Origin of the sequence: Nocardioides aquiterrae, from assembly GCF_039526625.1 — a bacterium.
Lineage (GTDB): Bacteria > Actinomycetota > Actinomycetes > Propionibacteriales > Nocardioidaceae > Nocardioides > Nocardioides aquiterrae.
The window spans coordinates 1-9,953 of sequence record NZ_BAAAJE010000010.1 but is presented as its reverse complement, the minus strand read 5'-3'; the positions used below and the strand labels follow the sequence as shown (position 1 = coordinate 9,953).

The following is a 9,953-nucleotide window of genomic DNA, read 5'->3' as shown; positions in this document are numbered from 1 at the left end:
CGCCGCCCCCCGCCGACTCGGCCAGCCGGGCCAGCGCCTGCAGCCGCGCGGCAGCGGGATCCTGCGTCGCCCGGACCACCGACGTCGGCCGCGGCGTGGCGGGGGTGGGCGTCTCGTCGACGCCCGGCGGCGAGCACGCGGTCGCGGCGAGGACCAGGACGATCCCCGCCAGCCGCCGCACCCGCTAGACCTGCGTGCGGCTCGCCACCGCCGCCGCGACCCGCTGGATCGCCTCGTCGATCGGCACGCCGTTGTCCTGGTGGCCGTCGCGGTAGCGGAACGACACCGCGCCGGCCGCCATGTCGTCGTCACCGGCGATCACCATGAACGGCACCTTCTGCAGCTGCGCGTTGCGGATCTTCTTCTGCATCCGGTCATCGGAGTCGTCGACCTCGACGCGCAGCCCCTGCTCCCGCATCTGCCGGGCGACGCCCTCGAGGTACTCGTTGTGCCGCTCGGCGATCGGGATCGCCTGCACCTGCACGGGCGCGAGCCACGGAGGGAAGGCGCCGGCATAGTGCTCGACCAGCACGCCGAAGAACCGCTCGATCGACCCGAACTTCGCCGAGTGGATCATCACCGGCTGCTGGCGGGTGCCGTCGGCGGCCTGGAACTCCAGCTCGAAGCCCTTGGGCTGGTTGAAGTCGTACTGGATCGTCGACATCTGCCAGGTGCGGCCGATGGCGTCGCGCGCCTGCACCGAGATCTTCGGGCCGTAGAACGCGGCGCCGCCCGGGTCGGGCACCAGCTCGAGGCCGGTCTCCTTCGCGACGTCCTCGAGCACCTGGGTCGCGACCGCCCAGTCCTCGTCGGTGCCCACGAACTTGTCCTTCTTGGAGTCGTCGCGGGTCGACAGCTCGAGGTAGTAGTCGTCGAGACCGAAGTCGCGGAGCAGGCTCAGCACGAAGTTCAGCAGGTGCTTCACCTCGTCGGGCGCCTGCTCCGGGGTGACGTAGGAGTGCGAGTCGTCCTGGGTGAGTCCGCGGACCCGGGTCAGGCCGTGCACGACGCCGGACTTCTCGTAGCGGTAGACCGAGCCGAACTCGAACAGCCGCAGCGGCAGCTCGCGGTAGGACCGCCCGCGCGACCTGAAGATCAGGTTGTGCATCGGGCAGTTCATCGCCTTGAGGTAGTAGTTCGCGCCCTCGAACTCCATCGGGGGGAACATGGTGTCCGCGTAGTACGGCAGGTGCCCGGAGGTGTGGAACAGCCCCTCCTTGCTGATGTGGGGCGTGCCGACGTACTGGAAGCCCTCCTCGATGTGCCGCTGGCGGACGTAGTCCTCCATCTCCCGCTTGATGATCCCGCCCTTGGGGTGGAACACGACCAGGCCGGAGCCGATCTCGTCCGGGAAGCTGAACAGGTCCAGGTCGCGGCCGAGCTTGCGGTGGTCGCGCCGCTCGGCCTCCTCGATCCGGTGCAGGTGCTCCTCGAGCGCCTCCTTGGACTCCCAGGCGGTGCCGTAGATCCGCTGGAGCTGCTTGTTCTTCTCGTCGCCGCGCCAGTACGCCGCCGCCGACCGCATCAGCTTGAACGCCGGGATGCGCTTGGTGGTCGGCAGGTGCGGGCCGCGGCACAGGTCGCTCCAGGCGACCTCGCCGTTGCGGCGGACGTTGTCGTAGATGGTGAGCTCGCCGGCGCCGACCTCGACGCTGGCGCCCTCGGCGGCGTCCTCGGACTTCCCCGAGCCCTTCAGCCCGATCAGCTCGATCTTGTACGGCTCGTCCTTCAGCTCCGCGATCGCGTCGTGGTCGGTGGTGACGCGCCGCTCGAACCGCTGGCCCTCCTTGATGATCTTCCGCATCGCGGTCTCGATCTTCGCGAGGTCGTCGGGCACGAACGGGGTCTCGACGTCGAAGTCGTAGTAGAAGCCGTTCTCCACCGGCGGGCCGATGCCGAGCTTCGCCTCCGGGAACAGCTGCTGCACGGCCTGCGCCATCACGTGCGCGGTCGAGTGCCGCAGGATGTCGTGGCCGTCCTTGCTGTCGATGGCGACGCCCTCGACCTCGTCGCCGTCGGCGAGCTCGTAGGACAGGTCCTTGAGCTGGCCGTTGACCCGCGCGGCGATGATCTTGTCGTCGTCGCGGTAGAGCTCCCAGGCCTTGGTGCCCGTCGTGACCGTCCGCTCCTCACGCGCGTCGGCGTGGGCGAAGGCGATCTTCAGGTCGGACACAGTGTCTCCTCGGAGTCGGAAGCGGACCGTTCGATCGTATCGAGGGCCCGACCGTCGACGCGCATCGGTTTCGCGCTCAGTCGAGGTCGCAGGCGGCGTGGACCGCGTCGACCGCCTTGCCGAGGATGGCGCCGGTGGCACCGGTGATCCCCAGGCCGCCGTTCGGGTTCGCGCGGGCGTAGGCCGCGACGGTGGCGTCGACGAGACCGCTGAAGGCCCCGAAGTCGTCCTCCGACAGGCCCTCGACGAGGCCGGCGTGGGTCGCCGCGGCGCGGACCGAGGCGAGCGCGTCGTTGACCACGGTGTTGTCCCAGGACCCGGACCGCGCGGCACGGTCCAGCAGGGTCACCGCCCGGCCGTCCTGCCCACCGGTCTCGAGCTGGTAGGTGCGGCAGGCGGTCGTGTGGGCATCGGAGGACGGCGACCCGTCGCTGCCGGAGCACGCGGTGAGGGCGACCAGGCAGGCGGCGAGCGCCCCGGCGGCGCGCGGAAGGATCGTCACGCCGCCGCAGTGCCCGCTGCCAGCCCGGGCCGAAACCCTCACATGTCGCGGTAGCGCTTGGCCTGGTCCAGCTTCTCGCGCAGCAGATCCACGTCGACCCGGCGGGCGTGCTGCGGCGGCCACGACGTGACCTCGCCGTCGACGTACAACCCGGCGTAGGCCGCGGTGTCGCGCTGGAACCGCCAGCCCTCCGCGAGCGGGCCGACGTTGTAGGCGTCGTACCCGATCTCGTCGAGGAACTCCGCGACCGCCTGCTTGGCGTCCTCGTCGTCGCCGGCGATCGCGAGCACGCTGCGCTCGGGGTCGCCCTGCGGACGGGCCAGGCGGCGGAGGAACTCGAAGTAGATGTTGTTGAAGGCCTTCACGACCTTCGAGCCGGCGAGGTGCGCCTGGACGATCTCGGAGGTGGTCGTCGACTCGTCGTCGAGCTCGGCGACGTGCCCGTCGCGCTGCGGGTAGTAGTTGCAGGTGTCGATCACGACCTTGCCGCGCAGCGGCTCCACGGGGACGTCGGGGACGCTCTTGAGGGGCACGGTCACGACCACCAGGTCGCCCGCCGCCGCGGCCTCCTCCGCGGTCGCCGCCCGCGCGTGGTCGCCGAGGTCGGCGACCAGGTCCGCGAGGCTCTCGGGCCCGCGGCTGTTGCTGAGCACGACGTCGTAGCCCGCGTCCACCGCGAGCCGGGCGACGGTGCTGCCGATGTTGCCTGAACCGATCAGTCCGATGGTCGTCATGGAGGGAGAACCGGCCCGGCGCCACCCCCATTCCTCCGGCACGGTCGTTGGTCCCGGCCCGGGCGGGACCAACGCCGCTGTGCCGGGTGCCGAGGCGGACCAGGCTGGTGGCATGAGGCGAGGGACATGATCGCCGAGACCCGTCTCACGGACGGGACGCTCGCCCTCGTCCTGCCCCTGCACCCGGAGGACCGGGAGGCGCTGCGCGACGGGTACGAGCAGCTCTCCGTCGACGCGCGCTACCACCGGTTCCTCGCACCCGTGCCGCACCTGAACGACGACCTGCTCGACCACCTGGTCGACGACGTCGACGGCCTGGACCACGTGGCGCTGGCGCTCGCGGTCGTCGACGACGACCACGTGGGGGTGCCCGTCGGCGTCGCGCGGACCATCCGGTACCGGCAGGACCCCACGGCCGCGGACGTCGCCGTGACCGTCCTCGACGCGTGGCAGGGGCGCGGCGTCGCCACCGCCCTGCTGGCCGAGCTGATGCGCCAGCGACCGGTCGGCGTCAGCCGGCTCGTCACCACCGTCGCCGCGGACAACGAGGCGTCCGTGGCGATGCTCCGCCGCCTCGGCAGGACCACCACGACGCCGGCCGGGATCAACCGGCTCGACGTCGTCGTGGACCTCACCGAGCCCGACGACCCCCGCCCCGACCCGACTGGAGACCCGTGATGTCCGAGACCACCCCTTCCCCCTACGAACCGCTTCCCGGCCAGGCGACGTCCGTTCCGCGCATGCTGCTCGACCGGGTCGCCGCGACCCCCGACGCCGAGGCGTACCGCTTCCCGATGGACGATCACTGGGAGTCGGTCACCTGGGGCCAGACGGGCGAGATCGTGCGCACCCTGGCCGCCGGACTGCTCGCGCTCGGCATCCGCCCGGAGGAGCGGGTCGCGATCGCCAGCAGCACCCGGGTCGAGTGGCTGTACGCCGACCTGGCGGTCGCCTGCGCCGGTGCGGCGACCACGACGATCTACCCCACCACGGGGCCCGACGACGTCGGCTACATCCTGCACGACAGCAACTCGCGGATCGCCTTCGCCGAGGACGACGCCCAGGTCGAGAAGCTGCGGAGCCAGCGGGACCGGCTTCCCGGGCTCGGCACGGTGATCACCTTCGACGGCACCCCCGACGGCGACTGGGTGCTCGGGCTCGACGACCTGCGCGAGCTGGGCACCCGGCACCTGGCCGAGCACCCCGACGCGGTCGACCGCGCCGTGGCCGGCGTACGTCCGGAGCACCTCGCGACGCTCATCTACACCTCCGGCACCACCGGCCGCCCCAAGGGCGTCGAGCTCACCCACGCCTGCTGGACCTACATCGGCGTCGCGGCCGAGGCCCTGGACATCCTGAGCGAGGACGACCTGCAGTTCCTGTGGCTGCCGCTGTCGCACTCGTTCGGCAAGATGCTGCAGGCCGTGCAGCTCCAGGTCGGCTTCCCGACCGCGGTGGACGGCCGGATGGACCGGATCGTGCCCAACCTGGCCGAGGTTCGCCCGACGTTCATGGCCGGCCCACCGCGGATCTTCGAGAAGGTGCACGCCAAGGTCGTGCAGACCGTGGCGGAGGAGGGCGGGCTCCGGGCCGCGCTCTTCGGCTGGGCGTTCGGCGTCGGCGACCAGGTGGCCCGGGCACGCCTCGCCGGCCGCCGGGTGGGGCCGTTCACGCGAGCCCAGCACGTCGTGGCCGACCGGCTGGTCCTGGCCAAGGTCCGGGACCGGCTCGGTGGCCGGATCCGCTTCCTGATCTCCGGGAGCGCCGCGCTGTCGCCGGACGTCGCCGCGTGGTTCCACGCCGCGGGCCTGTCGGTGATGGAGGGCTACGGGTTGACCGAGACCAGCGCCGGCGCCTGCCTCGTGCGGCCGGACGACCTGATCTTCGGCAAGGTGGGCCCGCCGGTTCCGGGGACCGAGGTGCGGATCGCCGAGGACGGCGAGATCCTCGTGCGGGGGCCCAGCGTGATGCGCGGCTACCACCGGCAGCCCGAGGTCACCGCGGAGGTGCTCGGTCCCGACGGCTGGTTGGCCACCGGCGACGTGGGCGAGCTCGACGCGGAGGGCCGGCTGCGGATCACCGACCGCAAGAAGGACCTGGTCAAGACGTCCGGCGGGAAGTACATCGCCCCCCAGTCGATCGAGATGCTCTTCAAGGCGGTCTGCCCGCTGGCCAGCCAGATGGTCGTGCACGCCGAGGGTCGCAACTACGCGACCGCGCTGATCACGCTGGACCCCGAGGCCCTCGCCCAGTGGGCCGCCGCCCACGGCGTGACCGAGACCGACTACGCCAAGCTCACCGCGGTGCCCGCCGTCCGCGACTACGTCCAGGGCTCGATCGACCAGGTCAACGCCCGGCTGAACCGCTGGGAGACCATCAAGGACTTCCGGATCCTCGACCGCGACCTGACGGTCGAGGAGGGCGAGGTCACGCCGAGCCTGAAGGTGCGGCGCAAGGTCGTGGAGACGACGTACCGGCCGGTGCTGGACGAGATGTACTCCGACGTGAGGTGAGCGAGTCGTCCGCCTGGGAGCGGCGTATAGAGGTGCGAGAGGCGGACGACCCAGCGCCAACAGCAGAGCCGCATCCGACGGATGCGGCTCTCGTGGTAGGTCTCGGTGGGCGATACTGGGTTCGAACCAGTGACCTCTTCGGTGTCAACGGCAGAGCCGCGCTACCACCGCGCCCCGCGCAAGCAGAAGAGCCGCATCCGACGGATGCGGCTCTCTCGGTGGGCGATACTGGGTTCGAACCAGTGACCTCTTCGGTGTGAACGAAGCGCGCTACCACTGCGCCAATCGCCCGGGCTGTGCGGTCGCAGACTCTAGCCTACGGATCGCCGACGTTCACATTCGGCGTCATGGAGCGGCCGCTGCCCCGTCTCGTCCCCGTGACCCAGCAGCCGATCTCCGGAGCCCTCTCCCAGGACCTCACTCTCCAGGTCCTCGACGCCTGGGGACGCACCGTCGACCTGACCGCGTCCTTCGGGTACGACGCCGGCGACCCGTGGGCCGTCTGGATCACGTTCCGCGGCCACGGCGACTCCGTGCGGTGGGCGGCCGGGCGCGACCTGCTGATGCGCGGGCTGACCGAGCCGACGGGCGACGGGGACATCCAGCTCTTCCCGAGCGTCGACGAGAACGGCCGCGCGGCGGTGGTCATGGAGCTCTGCTCCCCCGACGGCCGGCTGGTGACCCAGATGCAGACCAGCGAGCTGTACGCGTTCCTGGCGAAGACGCTCGCCGTGGTGCCGCTCGGCGCGGAGACGATCGACCTCGACCTGCTGGTCGAGGCCCTGGTCGGCCAGTCAGAGGCCCAGTAGCTCCGGCTCCCGCTTGCGCCAGGTGGCCCGGACCTCGGTCGTGACCGGTCCGGGTGCCGCGAGCTCCCGGTCGTCCCAGCGGGCCACGCCCTGGGCGTCGCGCGTGGTCGACGCGAGGAACACCTCGCTCGCCTGCGCGATCACCTCGATCGGCTCGTCCACCTCGCGGCCGCCGTACCAGTCCAGGATCAGCCCGCGGGTGACCCCGGCCAGGCAGCCGCTGGCCAGCGTGGGGGTCCGCAGCTCGCCGTCGACGACGTAGAAGACGTTCGAGCCGGTGCCCTCGCACAGGTGGCCGGCGAGGTTGGCGAACACGGCCTCGCTGGCGCCCCGGCGCCTGGCCTCGGCGAGCGCGACGACGTTCTCGGCGTACGACGTGGTCTTCAGACCGGCCAGCGCGCCGCGCTCGTTGCGGGGCCACGGCACGGTGGCCACCGCGGTCGTCTCCGGCCACGGGGTCATGGCGTCGGCGACGACGATCACCGTCGGCGCGGCGTCGCCCCGGCCCGACCCCATCGGCGCCGGCCCGCCGGTGACCGTGATGCGGAGCCGGCCCAGCGGCAGCCCCCCGCCCTCGAGCACGGCCGCGATCCCGCGGCGTACGGCGGCCTCGTCGACCGCCGGCAGGCCGAGGCCCGCCGCCGAGCGGTGCAGCCGCTCGAGGTGCAGGTCGAGGGCGAACGGCAGCCCGTCGACGACCTTGATCGCCTCGAACACACCGTCCCCGACGGTGAGCCCGTGGTCGCTGACGAGCACCGCCGGAACGGTCGCGTCGGGGAGCAGGTCACCGTTCATCCAGGCGCGCATGGGCACACCCTAGGACCCGGTGAACACCCGGCAACGACAGGGCAACGCGCCGTTCGGAGCCCGATTTTGCATGGTCTGGGGCATCGGCTACTGTTCTCACGCACGCCGACCGGGAGACCGGATCGGAGCGCAAGCGGACGTAGCTCAGTTGGTAGAGCGCAACCTTGCCAAGGTTGAGGTCGCGAGTTCGAGCCTCGTCGTCCGCTCGGAGAGGTCTCTCCCTGGTTTGGCCTCCATGGTGGGTTGGCCGAGAGGCGAGGCAACGGACTGCAAATCCGTGTACACGGGTTCAAATCCCGTACCCACCTCCACGCAGTCCCTCCCCTAACTCAAGACCCGGGCGATTGGCGCAGCGGTAGCGCGCTTCCTTGACACGGAAGAGGTCACTGGTTCAAACCCAGTATCGCCCACCAGAGTGAAGACGGCCCCTGAGCTGGCATGACGCCTCTCAGGGGCTCGCTGCATTTCGGGTCGCGTGCGATCTGTGGGCGACAGGGCCCCGCCCCGCTCGGTGCGGTCATCGCCTGGTGCGAGCGCGTATGTCGTCCGACTCCAGTGCCGGCGACCGGCCGCCCGCCGGATTCCCGGGACAGGGCTGCGCCCCGAAAGTAAAGTTCGTCGGACGCGCCGACATCGAAGGGGGGCATGATGACAGCTGCGCCCACGAGGGTCGTCCCGCCGCGCCCCGCAGGTCCGGGGGCACGGCGTACGCGGTCGAGCTCCTGGGTGGAAGCAGTCGTCGTCGCGGGTGTCGCCCTGCTCGCCTACTCGGTCGCCTCCGGCTACGAGCTGTTCGAGTGGTTCGAGGACTGGACCCGCGCGCACGAGGAGTGGAACCTCGACGAGGTCCTGGTCGCGACCCTGGTCACCACGATCTCCCTGGCCGTCTACTCCTGGCGCCGTGCCCGCGAGCTCAGGCGCGACGCCCAGCTGCTCCGGGCGGCTGAGACCTCCTTGGCGGAGTCGACCGAGCGCTACCGGTCGCTCTTCCGGCTGAACCCCCTCGCGATCGTCTCCATCGACGTCAGCGGCCGGTTCGTCGAGTCGAACGACGCGGCCAAGGCGCTCATGGGTCTCCAGCCCGGTCAGCTGAGGGGTCAGCACTACAGCGTGCTGGTCGACCCGGCGGACCGGGAGGCGATGGGCCGGCGGTTCGAGGAGATGCTCGCCGGCCGAGCACAACGCTTCGAGATCAGCGTCAGCCGCGCCGACGGAGAGCGGGTCGACCTCCGCGTGACCGGGATCCCCATCGTCGTGGCGGGCCGCGTCGTGGGCGCCTACGACCTCCTCGAGGACGTCACCGCCGCCAACCGGGTCCGGCGCGAGCTCGAGCGCGCCACCGAGGCGAAGTCGACGTTCCTGGCGAACATGAGCCACGAGATCCGCACCCCGCTCACCTCGATGATCGCTGCGGCCGAGCTCCTCGGCGAGACCGGCCTCGTCCCCGTGCAGCAGGAGCTCGTCGCCAGGATCGGTCGCTCGGGCGACCGGCTGACGGCCCTCATCGACTCGATCCTCGACTTCTCCGCGATCGAGGCCGGCACCACGTACGTCGACACCTCTCCGTACAACCCCCGCGACCTGCTGTCGGAGGCCGCCACCGAAGCGCGGCGCGCGGCTCGCAAGAAGCAGGTGGACTTCGAGCTGCGCATCGACCCGTCGCTGCCCGCGGCGATGACCGGCGACTCCGGTCGGGTGCTCCAGGTCGTGATGAACCTGGTCGAGAACGCCATCAAGTTCACCGACGCCGGCTCCGTGGTCCTCGCCGCCGCCGCCGCCGGTGAGGCGGACGACGTGGTGTTCACCGTCACCGACACCGGCATCGGCCTGAGCGAGCAGGACCGTGACGCCGTGTTCGAGAGCTTCCACCAGGCCGACCCGACCCTGACCCGGCGCTACGGGGGCAGTGGCCTGGGACTCGCGATCTGCAAGGAGTTGGTCGAGCTCATGGACGGCCGGATCTGGGTCGAGAGCGAGCCCGGTCGCGGCAGTACGTTCGCCTTCCGCATCCCCGCCCAGCTGTCCGCTTGAGGCCCGCCGGACCCCGACTTGGGGGGGGGTCGTGGCCGTGGCTGTGCTTCTCGCCGATGGTGCCGTCGAGGTCGCGCACGATGTGCTCGACCTCGCGGGACTCGGCCTCTTGTCGTCCGGCCGCGACCGCGTCCGCCTTCGTGTCGTACGCACCGTCGAGGACCTCGTGGCCCTCGATGCGGTTGTGCCACTTCCCGTCCCGGTGGAACGTCTCCACGTCGCCTTCAGGCATGGTCAACCTCCGCTCCAGTAGCGACTGCAGGAACGACGCCGTACCCGGGCGGCCGCGCCGCTAGTCGCCGACCGGGTCAGCCGGGTCGTCCGCCCCGGCGACGTTCCGCTCGACCTCGGCGACGCCACGGTCGGCGGCGGCCGCGAGCGCGG

General features: G+C 71.3%; 10 protein-coding genes and 5 tRNA genes. 7 read left to right on the top strand and 8 right to left on the bottom strand.

Annotated features, from left to right (window positions below):
* The 4 genes from ABD086_RS11770 to ABD086_RS11755 form a co-directional block, all read right to left on the bottom strand.
* A partial coding sequence (locus tag ABD086_RS11770; RefSeq protein ID WP_343907719.1) for a hypothetical protein occupies positions 1-181 on the bottom strand: 181 nt, incomplete at its 3' end.
* Between the two features lie 3 nt (positions 182-184).
* The gene (gene thrS / locus ABD086_RS11765) at positions 185-2,173 is read right to left on the bottom strand and encodes a threonine--tRNA ligase (RefSeq protein ID WP_343907718.1); all 1,989 of its coding nucleotides are present in this window, start codon (positions 2,171-2,173) and stop codon (positions 185-187) included.
* A gap of 76 nt (positions 2,174-2,249) precedes the next feature.
* Positions 2,250-2,675, bottom strand: coding sequence for a hypothetical protein (locus ABD086_RS11760; RefSeq protein ID WP_343907717.1), 426 nt, complete (start codon positions 2,673-2,675; stop codon positions 2,250-2,252).
* A 38-nt stretch (positions 2,676-2,713) separates the two neighbouring features.
* On the bottom strand, positions 2,714-3,409 hold the full coding sequence (locus ABD086_RS11755) for an NADPH-dependent F420 reductase (protein ID WP_343907716.1): 696 nt from the start codon (positions 3,407-3,409) through the stop codon (positions 2,714-2,716).
* Between the two features lie 126 nt (positions 3,410-3,535).
* Here ABD086_RS11755 and ABD086_RS11750 point away from each other — a divergent pair, with 126 nt between their 5' ends.
* Positions 3,536-4,087: a GNAT family N-acetyltransferase gene (locus ABD086_RS11750; protein WP_343907715.1), complete on the top strand. Its 552-nt coding sequence runs from the start codon at positions 3,536-3,538 to the stop codon at positions 4,085-4,087.
* A gap of 62 nt (positions 4,088-4,149) precedes the next feature.
* A complete protein-coding gene (locus ABD086_RS11745) occupies positions 4,150-5,922 on the top strand; it encodes an AMP-dependent synthetase/ligase (RefSeq protein ID WP_343907714.1) in 1,773 nt (590 codons plus the stop codon).
* A gap of 106 nt (positions 5,923-6,028) precedes the next feature.
* Here the strand turns inward: ABD086_RS11745 and ABD086_RS11740 are convergent.
* Positions 6,029-6,099 (bottom strand) — tRNA-Val (locus tag ABD086_RS11740).
* 42 nt (positions 6,100-6,141) lie between these two features.
* Positions 6,142-6,213, bottom strand: a tRNA-Val gene (locus ABD086_RS11735).
* A gap of 56 nt (positions 6,214-6,269) precedes the next feature.
* Between ABD086_RS11735 and ABD086_RS11730 the strand changes: the two genes are divergently transcribed.
* Positions 6,270-6,731 carry an SsgA family sporulation/cell division regulator gene (locus ABD086_RS11730; RefSeq protein WP_343907713.1) on the top strand — a complete coding sequence of 154 codons (462 nt, stop codon included), beginning with the start codon at positions 6,270-6,272 and terminating at the stop codon, positions 6,729-6,731.
* On the opposite strand, the gene ABD086_RS11725 is transcribed toward ABD086_RS11730, so the two are convergent.
* Positions 6,717-7,538, bottom strand: a complete 822-nt coding sequence (locus ABD086_RS11725) for an aminotransferase class IV (protein ID WP_343907712.1) — start codon at positions 7,536-7,538, stop codon at positions 6,717-6,719. The genes ABD086_RS11730 and ABD086_RS11725 overlap by 15 nt on opposite strands.
* A gap of 133 nt (positions 7,539-7,671) precedes the next feature.
* On the opposite strand from ABD086_RS11725, the gene ABD086_RS11720 reads away from it, so the two are divergent.
* From ABD086_RS11720 to ABD086_RS11705, 4 genes are all read left to right on the top strand, one after another.
* Positions 7,672-7,744 (top strand) — tRNA-Gly (locus ABD086_RS11720).
* Between the two features lie 31 nt (positions 7,745-7,775).
* Positions 7,776-7,849, top strand: a tRNA-Cys gene (locus ABD086_RS11715).
* A gap of 27 nt (positions 7,850-7,876) precedes the next feature.
* Positions 7,877-7,951: transfer RNA gene (locus ABD086_RS11710), tRNA-Val, on the top strand.
* Between the two features lie 313 nt (positions 7,952-8,264).
* A complete protein-coding gene (locus tag ABD086_RS11705) occupies positions 8,265-9,569 on the top strand; it encodes a PAS domain-containing sensor histidine kinase (protein ID WP_343907711.1) in 1,305 nt (434 codons plus the stop codon).
* Here the strand turns inward: ABD086_RS11705 and ABD086_RS25310 are convergent.
* Positions 9,484-9,801 carry a DUF2188 domain-containing protein gene (locus tag ABD086_RS25310; RefSeq protein WP_425571601.1) on the bottom strand — a complete coding sequence of 106 codons (318 nt, stop codon included), beginning with the start codon at positions 9,799-9,801 and terminating at the stop codon, positions 9,484-9,486. The genes ABD086_RS11705 and ABD086_RS25310 overlap by 86 nt on opposite strands.
* Positions 9,802-9,953 lie beyond the last annotated feature (152 nt).

Bases quoted from the DNA above. Each gene is read 5' to 3' on its own strand.
- ABD086_RS11755 (WP_343907716.1), bottom strand. From the start codon at position 3,409: ATGACGACCATCGGACTGATCGGTTCAGGCAACATCGGCAGCACCGTC.
- ABD086_RS25310 (WP_425571601.1), bottom strand. From the start codon at position 9,801: ATGCCTGAAGGCGACGTGGAGACGTTCCACCGGGACGGGAAGTGGCAC.
- ABD086_RS11750 (WP_343907715.1), top strand. From the start codon at position 3,536: ATGATCGCCGAGACCCGTCTCACGGACGGGACGCTCGCCCTCGTCCTG.
- ABD086_RS11730 (WP_343907713.1), top strand. From the start codon at position 6,270: ATGGAGCGGCCGCTGCCCCGTCTCGTCCCCGTGACCCAGCAGCCGATC.
- ABD086_RS11745 (WP_343907714.1), top strand. From the start codon at position 4,150: ATGCTGCTCGACCGGGTCGCCGCGACCCCCGACGCCGAGGCGTACCGC.
- ABD086_RS11725 (WP_343907712.1), bottom strand. From the start codon at position 7,538: ATGCGCGCCTGGATGAACGGTGACCTGCTCCCCGACGCGACCGTTCCG.